The organism is Neisseria flava, from assembly GCF_982712965.1.
Map to the genome: position 1 here is coordinate 17,565 of NZ_CEXQBZ010000109.1, position 15,903 is coordinate 33,467.

General features: G+C 48.6%; 14 protein-coding genes. 5 read left to right on the plus strand and 9 right to left on the minus strand.

The window, feature by feature from the left end:
* Position 1 precedes the first annotated feature (1 nt).
* From AC5M9B_RS04970 to AC5M9B_RS04985, 4 genes are all read right to left on the minus strand, one after another.
* Complete coding sequence (locus AC5M9B_RS04970) at positions 2-1,243, minus strand: type II secretion system F family protein (RefSeq protein ID WP_060974403.1); 1,242 nt, start codon at positions 1,241-1,243, stop codon at positions 2-4.
* Between the two features lie 71 nt (positions 1,244-1,314).
* Positions 1,315-2,994 (minus strand): type IV-A pilus assembly ATPase PilB, encoded by a 1,680-nt coding sequence (gene pilB / locus AC5M9B_RS04975; RefSeq protein ID WP_049228453.1) that lies wholly within the window; start codon positions 2,992-2,994, stop codon positions 1,315-1,317.
* Positions 2,995-3,281: 287 nt separating this feature from the next.
* On the minus strand, positions 3,282-3,749 hold the full coding sequence (locus AC5M9B_RS04980; RefSeq protein ID WP_049228456.1) for an outer membrane protein assembly factor BamE: 468 nt from the start codon (positions 3,747-3,749) through the stop codon (positions 3,282-3,284).
* Positions 3,750-3,816: 67 nt separating this feature from the next.
* On the minus strand, positions 3,817-4,914 hold the full coding sequence (locus AC5M9B_RS04985) for a YadA family autotransporter adhesin (protein WP_070654842.1): 1,098 nt from the start codon (positions 4,912-4,914) through the stop codon (positions 3,817-3,819).
* 824 nt (positions 4,915-5,738) lie between these two features.
* Between AC5M9B_RS04985 and waaA the strand changes: the two genes are divergently transcribed.
* Positions 5,739-7,001 (plus strand): lipid IV(A) 3-deoxy-D-manno-octulosonic acid transferase, encoded by a 1,263-nt coding sequence (waaA, locus tag AC5M9B_RS04990; RefSeq protein ID WP_070654840.1) that lies wholly within the window; start codon positions 5,739-5,741, stop codon positions 6,999-7,001.
* A 147-nt stretch (positions 7,002-7,148) separates the two neighbouring features.
* Here waaA and AC5M9B_RS04995 read toward each other — a convergent pair whose 3' ends face one another.
* Positions 7,149-7,370, minus strand: a complete 222-nt coding sequence (locus AC5M9B_RS04995) for a YMGG-like glycine zipper-containing protein (protein WP_472692157.1) — start codon at positions 7,368-7,370, stop codon at positions 7,149-7,151.
* A 233-nt stretch (positions 7,371-7,603) separates the two neighbouring features.
* On the minus strand, positions 7,604-8,653 hold the full coding sequence (gene aroG, locus AC5M9B_RS05000; protein WP_070654836.1) for a 3-deoxy-7-phosphoheptulonate synthase AroG: 1,050 nt from the start codon (positions 8,651-8,653) through the stop codon (positions 7,604-7,606).
* A 424-nt stretch (positions 8,654-9,077) separates the two neighbouring features.
* Here aroG and tsaD point away from each other — a divergent pair, with 424 nt between their 5' ends.
* A complete protein-coding gene (gene tsaD, locus AC5M9B_RS05005; RefSeq protein WP_070654834.1) occupies positions 9,078-10,139 on the plus strand; it encodes a tRNA (adenosine(37)-N6)-threonylcarbamoyltransferase complex transferase subunit TsaD in 1,062 nt (353 codons plus the stop codon).
* Positions 10,140-10,218: 79 nt separating this feature from the next.
* On the opposite strand, the gene secB is transcribed toward tsaD, so the two are convergent.
* Together secB and grxC are read right to left on the minus strand one after the other, a co-directional pair.
* A complete protein-coding gene (secB, locus tag AC5M9B_RS05010) occupies positions 10,219-10,653 on the minus strand; it encodes a protein-export chaperone SecB (RefSeq protein WP_003741126.1) in 435 nt (144 codons plus the stop codon).
* Positions 10,654-10,678: 25 nt separating this feature from the next.
* Entirely contained in the window at positions 10,679-10,936 is a 258-nt protein-coding gene (grxC, locus tag AC5M9B_RS05015) for a glutaredoxin 3 (RefSeq protein ID WP_003741129.1), read from the minus strand.
* 337 nt (positions 10,937-11,273) lie between these two features.
* Between grxC and rng the strand changes: the two genes are divergently transcribed.
* From rng to AC5M9B_RS05030, 3 genes are all read left to right on the plus strand, one after another.
* Positions 11,274-12,767, plus strand: coding sequence for a ribonuclease G (gene rng, locus AC5M9B_RS05020; protein ID WP_070654832.1), 1,494 nt, complete (start codon positions 11,274-11,276; stop codon positions 12,765-12,767).
* A gap of 257 nt (positions 12,768-13,024) precedes the next feature.
* Positions 13,025-13,696 (plus strand): response regulator, encoded by a 672-nt coding sequence (locus AC5M9B_RS05025; RefSeq protein ID WP_003763089.1) that lies wholly within the window; start codon positions 13,025-13,027, stop codon positions 13,694-13,696.
* Between the two features lie 74 nt (positions 13,697-13,770).
* Positions 13,771-15,093, plus strand: coding sequence for an ATP-binding protein (locus AC5M9B_RS05030; protein WP_487648325.1), 1,323 nt, complete (start codon positions 13,771-13,773; stop codon positions 15,091-15,093).
* A 62-nt stretch (positions 15,094-15,155) separates the two neighbouring features.
* Here AC5M9B_RS05030 and fabG read toward each other — a convergent pair whose 3' ends face one another.
* Complete coding sequence (gene fabG / locus AC5M9B_RS05035; protein ID WP_009311008.1) at positions 15,156-15,902, minus strand: 3-oxoacyl-ACP reductase FabG; 747 nt, start codon at positions 15,900-15,902, stop codon at positions 15,156-15,158.
* Position 15,903 lies beyond the last annotated feature (1 nt).

The following is a 15,903-nucleotide window of genomic DNA, read 5'->3' on the forward strand; positions in this document are numbered from 1 at the left end:
ATTAACCTACTACGTTACCGAGGTTAAACAGCGGCAGATACATCGCCACGAGGATTGTACCGATAATGGAGCCCAAAACCACCATGATAATCGGCTCCATCAAAGAAGATAGTTGTGATACAGAGTTATCAACTTCTTCCTCATAAAACTCTGCAGCTTTATTTAACATATCATCTAACGAACCTGACTCTTCACCAATAGCAGCCATTTGAATAACCATATTCGGGAACATATCCGTACTTTGCATACTTGAAGTCAAAGAGAGGCCTTGAGTAACTTTTGCACGGATGTCTTGCGTTGCTTCTTCATAGAGTATATTGCCGGCAGCACCTGATACAGAATCTAAAACCTCAACCAAAGGGACACCGGCAGCAAATAAGGTAGAAGTAGTACGAGCCCAACGTGCAATAGTTGCTTTACGAATGATAGAGCCAAAAATAGGCATACGTAAAACCATGGCATCTACACGTTTTTGAAATTCAGGAGATTTCTGATGCAATTTATATACACCAAATCCAATGCCAATTGCTGCAATAATCATGATCCAGCCATATTCCACAAAAAAGTCGGAAATACTCATGACTGTTTGTGTCATACCTGGTAATTCTGCTCCCATATTGGAGTAAACCTCTTTAAATGCAGGCAAAACCCAGCGCATCATTACGAAAATCAGTACAACCGCAACAACCACAATAGAAATTGGGTACGTCAATGCAGTTTTTACTTTTTTCTTAATGGCTTGTGTTTTCTCTTTATATACAGCAAGTTTATCCAACAGGCTTTCTAAAACACCACCGGTCTCGCCAGCCGCAATCAGATTGCAATAAAAACGGTCGAAATATTTTGGGTATTTGGCAAATGATTTACCTAATGCACTACCTTGTTCCACATCTGCACGGACTTGCATCAACATTTCAGTCATGGATGGGTTGGAGTGTCCGCGTGCGACAATTTCAAAAGCCTGCATTAAAGGCAGACCTGCTTTCATCATGGTGGCGAGTTGACGGGTGAAAACTGTAATGTCTTCCTGAGTAATACGACGCTTTTTGGTTGCCTTTACTTTACTGATACGTAAAGGGCGTATCCCGCGGCGTTGGAGCTTTTTACGCGCTTCTTCTTCGTCTTTGGCGACTACTTCGCCTCGGACTAATTGATCCGTATTGGTATTTTTACCTTCAAACGTAAAACGTTTGCCTTTATTTTTTTGAGCGAATAAGCCTCTTTTTTGCTCTGCTTGAGCCATTTTGTTACCCCTTGGTTTAATGTTTAAGAATGAAGAAAACAAAAGTCCCCGTATTTCTTCGATTCAATGGTTTAATCGTTAGTGTGAGCAATAACTTCTTCTAATGAAGTCAAACCTTGCATAGCTTTTAACAAACCTGCGCGGCGTAAATCGACCATGCCTTCTTTATAGGCCATGTTCATAATATCAACTTCCGTACCATTATTCATAATGACACGTTGCATTTCCTCGGTAATCGGCATCACTTCGTAGACGCCGACACGGCCTTTGAAGCCTTTACCACGGCAACTATCGCAGCCGACAGGACGGTAGAGTTTCCAATCCTTTGCTAAATCTTCATCTGTAAATCCTGCTTTTTTCAATGCGGGAACAGGGGGGCGCTCAACTTCACGCTTACAGCTCGAACACAGACGACGCAATAGTCGTTGTGCCATAATTAAGCTGACAGAACTGGCAATGTTGAATGGAGCAACCCCCATGTTCAACATACGGGATAGGGTCGCAGGCGCGTTATTGGTATGCAACGTTGAAAACACCATATGTCCGGTTTGTGCCGCTTTGATGGCAATATCCGCAGTTTCCAAATCACGAATCTCACCTACCATGATGATGTCAGGGTCTTGACGCAAGAAAGATTTTAATGCTGCAGCAAAAGTCAAACCTTGTTTATCATTGACGTTGACTTGGTTGATGCCTGGTAAATTAATCTCTGCAGGGTCTTCTGCGGTGGAAATATTGACGTCCTCTGTATTTAAAATATTCAGACAGGTATAAAGCGATACGGTTTTACCTGAACCTGTCGGACCTGTTACCAATACCATGCCATAAGGGCGATGAATGGCCTCAAGCAGCATTTCTTTTTGGAAAGGCTCGAATCCCAACTGGTCAATATTTAAAGTTGCCGCATCAGAATTCAGAATACGCATTACCACTTTTTCACCAAAAAGGGTAGGTAGCGTACTCACGCGGAAATCAATGGGGCGACCATGTTTATGGAAAGCAATCTGAATGCGACCATCTTGTGGCACACGTTTTTCAGAAATATCCAAACGCGCCATTACTTTAATACGTGAAGCCAGCTGTCCGCGTACTGCAACAGGCGGTTGAACCACTTCTCTTAGCTGACCGTCTACGCGAAAACGAACACGAGCCATTTGTTCGTAAAATTCAAAATGTATATCAGATGCGCCTGCGTTTAGTGCATCCGATAAAGTTTTGTGAATAAAACGAGGGATAGGACCGTCTTCAGCTTCTTCATTGTCAATGTAGAGAGCTTGTGAGGGTTGAGCAGCTTCTTGTTCTTCACTAATTTCTTTTAAGATGGTAGTAGAACGTTGTCCTAACCATTCTAGAAGGGAACTTAATTGATCGTCAGGTACGACAACCAAATCAACTGTCACTCCTGAAGCAAAAGCTATTTTTTGAAAACTTTGGATTTGAGTAGGATCTGAAACCGCTAAATATACCTTTCGACCGCGACGAAAAATCGGAACACAGCGATTCTGAACCATCTGTTCTTCGGTCAAAACATCCATAACAATATTGTTACGTGGATAATAATGTAAATCCAAGAGTGGATAACTAAAAACTCGCGCAACCAACTCACCCAAAGACCTTGGGCTAATAATCTTATCCGCAAAAAGCATAGGCAAGATTTCCTGCCCCGTTTTCAATATATTGTTGTAATGCTCTGCCTGGGTACTGTTGATTGTCTGACTTTGAACTAAAACTCGTAATAATCCGATACTCATTGTTTGCTATCCGTTTCTTATTTTCTCTTTTTTTGCAAAGAGTATGCTTATTTTATCATCCATTATGCCTAAAACATATCAGGACGTTCTAATATCATTCAACTTTGCTTTTCATTGTGAAAAATATGACACAAACGCCCCTTACCAAATTCTAAGGGGTTATTATAAAACAACCACTGTCCGTGCAGAATCCCATTACACTACTATTTAAACAGTCAAAATAACAAAACCGAGTTTTGCAAAATCACAAAACTCGGTTTTAATTTATAAAATCAAACTATTACTAGTTACTGGCGGATACGTGCAGCAGGAGCTGGAGCTACCTCGCGAATAATCACTTCACGAACTACTTCAGGAGCAGACTTTTTAGGACCGCAACCTTCTGGCAACCAGAAGAATGACTGGGCATTTTTGTCTTTGTCAAACAAAATCTTGTATTGACAAGTTTTATGCTCACCGTTTTCACGGTAATTGAACAAATAATCCCACTCACGAACACCATACAAGCCTTCTTGGAAATGAGGACGACCGATCAATTCGTAAATTTGGTCTTTATTCATACCCGCTTCAATTTGACGGACGTTATCCCAATTCGGCCAAGTACCATGCTGAGTACCATCATGACGGAAGGTAGTTTTAGCAGCATCAGGCCATACAGGGTTATCAGTAGTACCTTCTTTGCTGACTTTGCTTAAATTACCACAAGCAGCCAAAGTCAATGCCGCGATAACTGGCAAAATGATTGATAATTTCATGTTTTTTCCTTTATATCGATATCATTCTTCAACTGGGGTCGTCTGAACCGACCAACCCCTTCAGGCCTTACCATTGATAGCCTACGCTACCACCCCAGTTTACGTCTTTGCGTGTATTAACACTGACACCGGTTTTAACAGACCATTTGTTGTTATCTGAGTTATGAGCATAACCCACTGCAATAGCCTGTTCATTGCGATAGCCACCTACCGCAGCAGAAACCATGCTCTTACCTGCTTCATTCGGACGTTGCAAGAAGGCAATCGCAGTCGCACCGGCGATACCTGCACGCAAATCCTTATCCATATCATTCAAGCGGTTACCAATACCATTAACTTGATTTTGTAAATTGGTGATTGCAGTAGAGTTACCTTGCGAACGTGCAGCAACTTGATACAATTGACTACCGTTAATAGCATCAGTACTGGTTGTACTAATACGACCAGCAGCAACATTAGTGATAGTACGCTCACCACCCGCATAGCCAACACTAACGGTAGAACGAGGATTGGTACCTGCAAAGCCACTATAAGACACACCATTTACAGTTGCACTGTTAGTGCCTACTGCCTCAGCAGTTTCAGAACCTGCACCCAAAGCAACGGAACCTGCATGAGAAGCTATCGCACGGGAGCCAATAGCCACTGCCGAATTAGCAGAAGCTTTAGACTGCAAGCCATAAGCCACACTTGACTGACCTGACGCAGAAGATGCTGCACCTGTAGCAGTAGAATACATTGCAGAAGCTACAGAACCAGTACCCAAAGCAGTTGCGCCTTGGGCAGTTGCACGAGCTTTTTGACCTGCGGCAGTCGTTACATTACCAACTGCTTGCGCACCTTGGCCAAAGGCCGTAGCGGCAATACCGTCTGCATTAGATAGAGTACCAACAGCGGTAGCAGACTCACCCGCAGAAGTGGTGCTGGTACCGATAGCGATACCGCTATGACCTGTTGCCTTTGTATTTACACCGATAGCCATACCAAAACGATCAGTAGCGCCATCGTTGTTGTAGTTAGGACGTTGAACACCAGCATCACTACTGATACTAATGTAATTTTCAGCTGAAGCAGCAGATGCTGCAAACAAACCGAAAGCGGCAAACGATACGGACATTGCCGTATTGAGCGCGGTAAAACGATTCATGTGTGCTTTGTGTTTCATATTTTATCTCCCTGATAAAAACACATAATGATAGTTATCGAAAAGATCGAACCAAAGATAATATATGTTTTTGCATATTATGATTGACAAATATTTACCGTTTATCTAATATACATACCACTTATCTAACACTTACAAAAAAATGTAACCGATTCAATCCATCTAAAACAAATAAATCAGTACAATCAATATACTGGATCGATTTACAATCCAATTAATCTATACATGATTGCATTATATTGGACTAGCTGTCTTCTCATTTATTATTTTTTTTTATCATGGCTTAACACGTTCTCTATATTATTAATTATTAACAGTATTGTTTGCCATGAATATATAACCTAGCACATATTAACAATTGAAATTAGTAGGGAAATATATGATATTCTGCAATTTTGTGTCTAATTTTCATATAAAAAGCAATTTAAATTTAAAATAAAACAAAAATTTACCAATAAAATTTTTAGAGGCTATTTTTATCTACAAGAATGTTTTCCATACATATATCCACAAATTCCCATCTCTTACCTCTATACCCCAACTTTCACGCATCTTTCTACAACTGAAACATGTTAAAAAAGTGTTGTATTTAGACAAAAATCATCTATCCTCATAGATGATGATCTTTCTAATTTCGTCAATCTTATCTAACAACACCTATTTCCCACTCACTCCAAAATTAAGTATTTCAAAATCACTGGCCTCCCTATTCAGCTATTCTCATTAGCTTTGGATCTGCTCATCTCGTCCCGTTTTAGATTGAATCGTCTATAATCCCCTCCTGATACCTTTTTTATACGCCCATCACATCTTGGAATATCATTATGATACGTTGGTTATACAATCAACTTTGGCATATCGCTCCTTTGTTTATCCGCCGTTATCTAAAAAAGAGAGCTAAAAAATCAACATCCTATTTGGAACACTGGGATGAAAGATTCGGCAAAAAAATGAGCAAGCCCGTACGTCATCCGATTTGGATTCACGCCGTTTCTGTCGGGGAAACCCGTGCTGCGCAGCCACTCATTGAAGCATTACAGAACTATTTCCCAGATGTCCCTTTATTACTGACTCAAATGACACCGACCGGAAGGCATACGGCGCAAACCCTATATCCCAATGCGCAATGCCGCTATATTCCCTACGACAAACCAGAATGGGTTGGGCAATTTTTAACCGACCATGCCCCTCGTTTCGGTATTTTGATGGAAACAGAAATTTGGCCGAACCTGATGCATATGTGTGCTGAAAAACAGGTGCCGCTTTTTCTTGCTAACGCCCGCCTGTCTGAAAAATCGCAACGGGGATATTTGAAAATACGCGGCTTGGTTGAGCCTGCTATGCGCACCCTGAGCGGATGCTTTGCCCAAACTGCCGAAGATGCAGAACGGTTGCACTTGATTGGGGCTTCTAATGTCCACGTTTGCGGCAACACCAAATATGATGTATCGCTTCCCGAAGGGATGAAAGCACTTGCAGCCGCATTTAAAGAACGGATCGGCAACCGCCCTGTCGTCGTGTGTGCCAGCACCCGTTTCTATAAAGGTCAGGACGAAGCGGAAATGTTGCTTGAAGCATGGAAACGCTATAAAGGGGATGCACTGCTGGTGATTATCCCTCGACACCCCGAGCGTTTTCAGACGACCTTTTCCCTTGCGGAAGATATGGGCTACCGTGTGCAATATCGCAGTGATAACCTTCCTGTCAACAAAGAAACGCAAATATGGGTCGGAGACAGCATGGGAGAACTGTTTGCCTATTATTTGGCTGCGGATATTGCCTTCGTCGGCGGCAGCCTTGTTGATGCAGGCTGTCAGAATGTTATCGAACCGATTTCCTGCGGCATTCCGACCTTATTCGGGTTTTCAACCTACAATTTCGCCGCCGTATGCCAAGATGCGATCCGGGCAGGGGCGGCAGAACAGGTTGGTACTACTGAAAGATGGTACGAAAAAACCACATCATGGCTTACCAATCCATCGGAAAAAGAACGTTTCTCCCAAAAAGCCCTTGAGTTTATCGGCAAGCACCAAGGAGCAAGCAAACGCATGGCGGATCAAATCGCCAAAGCAGTCATCCGCCAATAAGTTATCCATCCTTCTTATTGCTAAAAGGTCGTCTGAAACACGATAACCCTCGTTTCAGACGACCTTTTCCCATTGCCCCATCAAACAAAAACCGTTCCGACAAATGAAACGATAGGAACGGTTTGCATAATGATATTAATGAACTACTTAACGATAGCGATGTCCGCGATGAACTTGGCTGCCGATAACGCCGCCCAATGCTGCGCCACCCAAAGTAGAACCGGTATCGCCGCCAATCAGGTTACCTGCTACACCACCCAATACTGCGCCGGTAGCGGTATTGCGTTGGGTTTGGTTCATACCTGCACATGCGCTCAAAGAAGCAGCGATAGCAATCAAGGTAACGGTTTTAGTCAAAGCCTTTTTCATGTTGTATTCTCCATCAGTGGGTTAAACAATACGTAAGCAGTATCTCACAAGGTTTCATTAATATGTCTTCTGATAAGTAAAGACTGTTTAAACTACGATAATTTACCCGGAGACCACCCTGAAGCCCTTGTAAATAAACAATTTATACAAAACAAAAGGTCATCTGAAAAACTGTCTGTTTTTGTTCACACACAGCCTTTTCAGACGACCTCTTTTTTGCCGCTCAAACCGGCTTAAGGCGCAACCCGTTTACGGTTTGCCGCAGCCAAAAGCGCGAGCATTTCTTCGGTAGTGTCCCAGCCGATGCAGGCATCGGTAATGCTTTGTCCGTAAACCTCGGGCTTGTCCTGTCTGCCTTCGAACAAATGGCTTTCCACCATCACGCCCATAATGCTGTCTTCACCGTTTTCCAGTTGCGCGGCAACGTCTTGGGCAACTTCCATCTGCCGTCTGTAATCTTTACGGCTGTTTGCGTGGCTGCAATCGACCATCAGCTTGGGCGACAAACCGACTTTTATTAATTGTTCCGCCGCCGATTTGACGTGTTCGGTGCTGTAATTCGGCTCTTTGCCGCCGCGCAGGATAACGTGGCAGTCGGGATTGCCGCTGGTATGCACAATGGCGGAATGCCCTGCTTTGGTTACAGACAGGAAGTGATGCGGATGACTTGCCGCACCAATCGCGTCGATAGCGATTTTCAGATTACCGTCCGTTCCGTTTTTGAAACCGACCGGACAAGACAGGCCACTGGCAAGTTCGCGGTGTACTTGACTTTCCGTCGTCCGCGCGCCGATCGCGCCCCAAGAAATCAAGTCCGCGTAATATTGCGGCGTAATCATGTCGAGGAACTCCGTCGAAGCGGGCATTCCCATATTGTTCAGCGTCAGCAGCAAACTGCGTGCCTGACGCAGACCATAGTTGATGTCGAACGTACCATCCAAGTGCGGATCGTTAATCAGACCTTTCCAGCCCACCGTCGTGCGCGGTTTTTCAAAATACACGCGCATCACAATCAGCAATTCTTTTTCATATTTCTTGCGCAACACCAGCAAACGTTCGGCGTATTCCAAGGCGGCTTTGGGGTCGTGGATGGAACACGGACCGATAATCACCAGCAGGCGGTTGTCCTTGCCGTGAACCAAATCGGCGATTTCATGACGTGTGCGGTGTACCAGTCCCGCTGCTTCATCAGAAATCGGCAGCTCGTACAAATGGGCAATCGGCGGCAGCAGCTCTTTGACTTCTTTAATCTTAATATCGTCGGTAGGGTATTGTTTGGTCATTGTTATTGCTTTCAAATTCAGATAAATCGAGGCATAGATTACCTTCTTTACCTGTTTTAAACAAGCCTTTTCCCAATTATTAAGCAATTTTATTTCAAAAAAATAATTTTTTTGTATTTTAAAGCATTAAAAATCATAAAATATAAAAATATAAGCAATAATATTTCTATCAATTAAATTTAAAAATCAAAATTGCCGACAATCCTCCCACCCGATGCGTCTCTAATATGTCTAATGTAATCAAATTTAAATAACAAAAACTCAGACAATAAAAATGCTCGGTATAACCGGATAGCAAACCCAATTCCGTATCGTATATATATGATATAGCCTCTCCCACTGCATATTCCCAAACCTCAAGCAAGCCAAGCCCATCCGAAATCCGTTAAAATACCGCATCCTTATTTTCAGACGACCTCAAACCATGTTGGTACTCGGAATCGAATCATCCTGTGATGAAACGGGCGTTGCGCTTTACGACACCGAACGCGGCCTGTTGGCGCACCATCTTCACACCCAAATGGCAATGCACGCCGAATACGGCGGCGTTGTTCCCGAACTTGCCAGCCGCGACCACATCCGCCGCGTCGTGCCGCTGACGCAGGGCTGTTTGCAGGAGGCGGGCGTTTCATACGACGACATCGATGCCGTCGCCTACACCCAAGGGCCGGGTTTGGGCGGCGCGCTTCTGGCGGGTTCGGGCTATGCCAACGCTTTGGCGTTTGCCCTGAACAAACCCGTCATTCCCATCCACCATCTCGAAGGTCATTTGCTCTCTCCGCTTTTGGCGGACGACAAGCCTGAATTTCCGTTCGTCGCCCTGCTGGTTTCGGGCGGGCATACGCAGTTTATGGCGGTGCGCGGCATCGGCGACTACACGCTGATGGGAGAAAGCGTCGATGACGCGGCGGGCGAAGCGTTCGACAAAACCGCCAAACTCTTAGGACTGCCCTACCCCGGCGGCGCGAAGCTGTCCGAACTGGCGAAGCTGGGCAATCCCAATGCCTTCTCGTTCCCGCGCCCCATGCTCCATTCGCACGATTTGCAGATGAGCTTCTCCGGTTTGAAAACCGCCGTGCTGACCGCCGTCGAAAAAGTCCGCGCCGAAAACGATGGCGAAATCCCCGAGCAAACGCGCAACGACATCTGCCGCGCGTTTCAAGACGCGGTAATTGACGTCCTCGCTGCCAAAGCCAAAAAAGCCTTGTTGGATACCGGTTTCAGAACTTTGGTCGTCGCGGGCGGCGTCGGTGCAAACTGGAAGCTGCGCGACGAATTTTCCCGCTTGAGCGTCAAAAAGCCGTCTGAAAAAGGCAAACCTAAGCCTAAGGAAGAAAAAATCAAAGTCTGTTTCCCACCTATGGAATACTGCACCGACAACGGCGCGATGATTGCCTTTGCCGGCGCAATGAGGTTGCAGGAGCGGCAGCCCGCAGGCGCATTCAACATCAAACCGCGCTGGCCGCTGTCGGATATTGTGAAATAGAGTATGGCAAAGACAAAAGGTCGTCTGAAAACTTGGGTTTGGATTTTCAGACGACCTTTTGACAAACAGGGAACGCGGATTATGCGTTGCCTTCTTGTTGTTGCTGGTACATGGCTTCGAAGTTGATCGGAGCGAGCAGTACGGGCGGGAAGCCGGCGCGGGTTACGCTGGTGGAAATGGCTTCGCGTGCGTAAGGGAAGAGGATGTTCGGGCAGGCTACGCCTAAGAGCAGTTGAACGTCTTCTTCAGGGATGTTTTCCAGACGGAAGATGCCGCTTTGGGTTACTTCGTTGAGGAACATGGTACGCTCGGCGTTGAGTTTGGCGGTTACGGTAACGGTTACGTCAACGTTGTAGTAGCCTTCTTCCAGCTTCTCGCTGTTGGTGGAAACGCGCATATCGACTTCAGGCTCGCCTTGTTCTAAGAAGATTTGGGGGGCGTTGGGCACTTCCAAAGACAGGTCTTTGACGAACAGACGCTCAATGCTGAATACGGGTTGCAATTCTTCGCTCATTTTGTTTTCCTAGTTGGGTTTAAAGTTACGGGTTTAATAAAGAATCCAGCCTGCCTTCGCGGTGCAGGCCGTACAAATCGGTGAAACCGCCGACGTGGGTATCGCCGATGAAAATTTGCGGTATGCTGCGCTGCCCGGAAAGCTGCTGCATTTCGGCAAAGGCTTCGGGGCTGCGGTCGACGCGGATTTCGTTGATTTCGGCGACGCCCAGCGAATGCAGCAGCTTTTTAGCCATGGTGCAGTAGGGGCAGAACGCGCCTGTGTACATCGTAACGGTTTGCATGATTGTTTTCAGAGTTCTAATGGGGTTCACTATATGGGCATATGGTTTATTTTACAATACTTGAAATCGGCTATTTTGCCTGAATCTTTGTTTTCAGGGCGTAAGGGCTGCCTGCCGCCCATGTGCCAAAACGCCGTTTTTAAAGTATGATAAACGGTAATCCGAACCGCTTTTGTCATTTATTTTCCACAAAACCGACGGCAAGCGGATGGTAGATTAAATTTGAGTCAGAACAGCAACACAATCAGCCGATCATTTTTCAGGTTTGAGCAAAGCAAAACCGGGCTGGTTCAAATTTAATCTACTATATTTCTTATTAAAAATCAGGAACTAAACAATGCTTTCAGGAATTCCTATCCCGAAGGACGCTATCCGTCCGCCCGAAACCGTGCTTGTTAACATTACGCCGCAGGAAACGCGCGTGGCGGTGTTGGAAGAAAACAATATCTGCGAGCTGCACATCGAACGCAACAGCGGCCACAGTCTGGTCGGCAATATTTATCTGGGCGTGGTGCGCCGCGTGTTGCCCGGCATGCAGAGTGCGTTCATCGACATCGGTTTGGAACGCGCCGCGTTTCTGCACATCGTCGATGTCCTCGAACAACGCCGCAACCCCGACGAAACCCAGCGCATCGAGCATATGTTGTTTGAAGGGCAGTCGGTTTTGGTGCAAGTCATCAAAGACCCTATCAACACCAAAGGCGCGCGCCTTTCCACTCAAATTTCGCTGGCCGGACGTTTCCTCGTCCACCTTCCGCAGGAGGACCACATCGGCATTTCCCAGCGCATCGAAGACGATACCGAGCGCAACAGCCTGCGCGAACGCCTGACCAACCTGCTGCCCGAAGACGCGTGCCACGGCTACATTATCCGTACCAACGCCGAAAACGCCACCGACGAGCAGCTTCAGTCCGACATCCACTACCTGACCAAAGTGTGGGAACACATTCAAGAACAAGCAAAAATCCAGCCTCCGGAAACCCTGCTGTATCAGGATTTGCCTTTGAGCCTGCGCGTGTTGCGCGATATGTTCAGCCTCGACACGCAAAAAATTCTGGTCGACTCAACCGAAAACCACCGCCGCATGACCCGCTTCGCCGAGCAATACGTCCACGGCGCATTGGGCAGGATAGAGTTGTTCAAAGGCGAACGCCCGCTGTTTGAAACCCACAACGTCGAGCAGGAAATCAGCCGCGCCCTGCAACCGCGCGTCAACCTCAACTTCGGCAGCTACCTGATTATCGAGTCCACCGAAGCCATGACCACGATAGACGTGAACACCGGCGGCTTCGTCGGTGCGCGCAACTTCGACGAAACCATCTTCCGCACCAACCTTGAAGCCTGCCACACCATCGCCCGCGAATTACGGTTGCGCAACCTTGGTGGCATCATCATTATCGACTTCATCGACATGGCGCAGGAAGCCCACCGCGAAGCCGTATTGCAAGAGCTTGCCAAAGCCCTCGCCTTCGACCGTACCCGCGTTACCCTCAACGGCTTCACCAGCTTGGGTTTGGTCGAATTGACCCGCAAACGTTCGCGTGAAAACCTCAGCCAAATCCTCTGCGAACCCTGCCCGTCCTGCCAAGGCAGGGGTCGTCTGAAAACGCCGCAGACCATCTGTTACGAAATCCAGCGCGAAATCGTCCGTGAAGCCCGCCGTTACGACGTGCAGTCCTTCCGTATCCTCGCCGCACCCAACGTCATCGACCTCTTCCTCGACGAAGAATCGCAATCGCTGGCGATGCTGATAGACTTTATCGGCAAACCGATTTCGCTGGCAGTCGAAACCGCCTACACGCAGGAACAGTACGATATTGTGTTGCTGTAATGACAAAAGGTCGTCTGAAAACGGAATCGGGGTTTTCAGACGACCTTTTGGCAAAATCGGCAGACCATTCAAGTGCAGTATTCCTTTAGAAGAAAATGTCCACCATACCCGGCAGAACCCACGCCGAAGGAAACCCAATCAAGTACGGAAAAGCAACAAAAGGTCGTCTGAAAACCAGCCGCCCCTTTCAGACGACCTCCCGCTAAACCCCTCCTAATTTTCCCCTGCTATCCTTCCCGCTGATTAAGGAGAACACCATGCGCGTATTGCTTGCAGAAGACGACCACATGATTGCCCAAGCCGTAGCCGCCAACCTCAAAGACAGCGGCTATGCCGTCGATTGGGTCAAAAACGGCAGCCAAGTTTCCACCGCCCTTCAGGCGCAGAACTACGACTTGCTGCTGCTCGACCTCGGACTGCCCGGCAAAGACGGGTTGGATGTTCTCACCCAAATCCGACACGAAGGCAGCAAAACCCCCGTCCTCATCGTAACCGCCCGCGACGACCTACACAGCCGCCTCAACGGACTGGACGGCGGAGCCGACGACTACATCGTCAAACCCTTCGACATGGCGGAGCTGCAAGCCCGTATGCGCGCCGTCCTGCGCCGCCACAGCGGCCACAGCCAAACCCTGCTGACCAACGGCGCGCTCACCCTCAACCCCGCCACCTACCAAGTCGAAGTCAAAGGACAAGACAAACCCGTCCTCCTGAGCAACAAAGAATTTGCCGTCCTCCAAGCCCTGATGATGCGTCCCGGCATCATCCTTTCCCGCAGCGACCTTGAAGACAAAATCTACGGCTGGGGCGAAGAAGTCGAGAGCAACGCCGTCGATTTTCTCATCCACGCCCTACGTAAAAAGCTCGGCAAAGAACACATCCAAAACGTACGCGGCGTAGGCTGGCTGGTCGCCAAAGAGGTCGTCTGAAACCTCAAACCGCGCATCCGCCCGCCCATGCCATAATCCATAACAAAACCTAAAACAGCCTCACCAAACACACTATGCATCACTTTATCCAGACCCTCAAACAATCCCTGCAAGTCCGTATCAGCATCGCCCTGATACTGATGTTCCTGCCTTTGTCCATCATCGCAGGCGCATTCTCCTATTACCAAACCTACCATGAAGCCGAAGAGCTTCAGGACGACCTGTTGCGCCAAACCGCCGCCTACATCAACCCCAAAACCACCGACTACACACAAATAGGCAGCGAAAACCACATCCTCATCCAAACATTCGGACAAGAAGACACCGTCCCCTTGTCCAACACACTCGGCGAAGGATTCCACACCATCAAAGGCGGCGTTGACGACGACGATGACGACGAATACCGCGCCTACGTCCGCCAAACTCCGCAAGGTAAAATCGCCGTACTCCAAGAAACCGAATACCGCGACGATCTCGCAGCCACCGCCGCCTACCAAAGTGTCCTCCCGCTGCTCATCGCCCTGCCCCTCATGATCCTGCTGACCGTGTGGATCACCTACCGCGCCATGCGTCCCGTTAAGACCCTTTCCGCCTCCCTCGGACAACGCCGTTCAGACGACCTCTCGCCGCTGGACGGAGAAGGCGTGCCCAGCGAAATACAAGGCTTCGTTACCGCCATCAACCAACTGCTGCAACGTACAGGCGAAAACATCCGCCGCCAGCAACGCTTCATCGCCGATGCCGCCCACGAACTGCGCAGCCCCCTGACCGCCCTCTCCCTTCAGGCAGAACGGCTCACCAAGCTGCCCCAATCGGACGAAGCCCGCGAACAGACCGGACTCATCCTCCAAAGCATACAGCGCAACCGCCACCTGCTCGAGCAGCTCCTGACCCACGCCCGCGCCCAAGGCTCCGAGACCCAACGCAACCTGACCGACATCAGCCTGCAAGCCCAGTTCCGCCGCGTGCTGCAAGAACTCATGCCCCTCGCGCTCGACAAACAACAAGACATCGGCGTCGCCGTCGAAAACGACATCCGTATCCGCGCCGACGACACCGAAATCTACACCCTCATCAAAACCTTTACCGACAACGCCATCCGCTACACCCCCGCAGGCGGCCGCATCGACATAGGTTTCAGCGAGACCCCGACCACCCTCACCATCTGGGTGGAAGACGACGGCCCCGGCATTCCCGCCGCCGAACGCAGCCGCGTAACCGACGCCTTCTACCGCATACTCGGTACGGAACAACAAGGCACCGGACTCGGACTCTCCATCGCCGACGCCATCGCCAAACGCTACGGCGGCAAACTCATCCTCGCCGACAGCCGCAACTTCACCCACGGTCTGCTGATACAGGCGGAACTCAACAAGCAACTGCTGCAAGCAGACTAAACAAAACAAAAAGGTCGTCTGAAATCCGTTTTCAGACGACCTTCTTTATTTTCCAAGCCGAATCAAGGCATCAACATACCGCCGTTGACGTGCAGCGTTTGACCGGTGATGTATTTCGCTTGGTCGGAAGCGAGAAACAATACCGCATCCGCGATGTCCTGCGCTTCGCCGAATTTGCCCAGCGAAGTTTGCGCTTCGAAGGTTTTGCGGGTTTCTTCAGGCAGCGCGCGGGTCATGTCGGTGTCGATAAAGCCGGGGGCAACGCAGTTGACGGTAATGCCGCGGCTGCCGACTTCGCGCGCCATGGATTTGGAGAAACCGATCAAGCCTGCTTTTGCCGCGGCATAGTTGGTCTGACCGGCATTACCCATCACGCCGACAACGGATGTAATGTTGATGATGCGGCCGGCGCGTTGTTTCATCATGCCGCGCAATACGGCTTTAGAGGCGCGGAACACGGATTTGAGGTTGACCTGCATGATGTCGTCCCACTCTTCTTCTTTCATGCGCATCAAGAGGTTGTCGCGGGTGATGCCGGCATTGTTGACCAGAATGTCCAACTTGCCGAACGCTTTTTCGATGTCGGCAATCAGGTTTTCGATGGTTTCGGGTTCGGCGGAATTCAATGCACGGCCTTCGCCGCCCCATTGCGCCAGACGCTCGCTAATCGCCGCCGCGCCGCTTTCGCTGGTTGCCGTGCCGATAACTTTGGCACCTGCCGCCGCCAGCGTGTCGGCAATCGCCGCGCCGATACCGCGCGATGCGCCTGTTACCAATGCGACTTTGCCGCTTAAATCTTGTGTGCTCATG

What these genes read in the sequence shown, in the direction of transcription:
- AC5M9B_RS04970 (WP_060974403.1), bottom strand. Translation starts at nt 1,243, where the DNA reads ATGGCTCAAGCAGAGCAAAAAAGAGGCTTATTCGCTCAAAAAAATAAA.
- pilB (WP_049228453.1), bottom strand. Translation starts at nt 2,994, where the DNA reads ATGAGTATCGGATTATTACGAGTTTTAGTTCAAAGTCAGACAATCAAC.
- AC5M9B_RS04980 (WP_049228456.1), bottom strand. Translation starts at nt 3,749, where the DNA reads ATGAAATTATCAATCATTTTGCCAGTTATCGCGGCATTGACTTTGGCT.
- AC5M9B_RS04985 (WP_070654842.1), bottom strand. Translation starts at nt 4,914, where the DNA reads ATGAAACACAAAGCACACATGAATCGTTTTACCGCGCTCAATACGGCA.
- waaA (WP_070654840.1), top strand. Translation starts at nt 5,739, where the DNA reads ATGATACGTTGGTTATACAATCAACTTTGGCATATCGCTCCTTTGTTT.
- AC5M9B_RS04995 (WP_472692157.1), bottom strand. Translation starts at nt 7,370, where the DNA reads ATGAAAAAGGCTTTGACTAAAACCGTTACCTTGATTGCTATCGCTGCT.
- aroG (WP_070654836.1), bottom strand. Translation starts at nt 8,653, where the DNA reads ATGACCAAACAATACCCTACCGACGATATTAAGATTAAAGAAGTCAAA.
- tsaD (WP_070654834.1), top strand. Translation starts at nt 9,078, where the DNA reads ATGTTGGTACTCGGAATCGAATCATCCTGTGATGAAACGGGCGTTGCG.
- secB (WP_003741126.1), bottom strand. Translation starts at nt 10,653, where the DNA reads ATGAGCGAAGAATTGCAACCCGTATTCAGCATTGAGCGTCTGTTCGTC.
- grxC (WP_003741129.1), bottom strand. Translation starts at nt 10,936, where the DNA reads ATGCAAACCGTTACGATGTACACAGGCGCGTTCTGCCCCTACTGCACC.
- rng (WP_070654832.1), top strand. Translation starts at nt 11,274, where the DNA reads ATGCTTTCAGGAATTCCTATCCCGAAGGACGCTATCCGTCCGCCCGAA.
- AC5M9B_RS05025 (WP_003763089.1), top strand. Translation starts at nt 13,025, where the DNA reads ATGCGCGTATTGCTTGCAGAAGACGACCACATGATTGCCCAAGCCGTA.
- AC5M9B_RS05030 (WP_487648325.1), top strand. Translation starts at nt 13,771, where the DNA reads ATGCATCACTTTATCCAGACCCTCAAACAATCCCTGCAAGTCCGTATC.
- fabG (WP_009311008.1), bottom strand. Translation starts at nt 15,902, where the DNA reads ATGAGCACACAAGATTTAAGCGGCAAAGTCGCATTGGTAACAGGCGCA.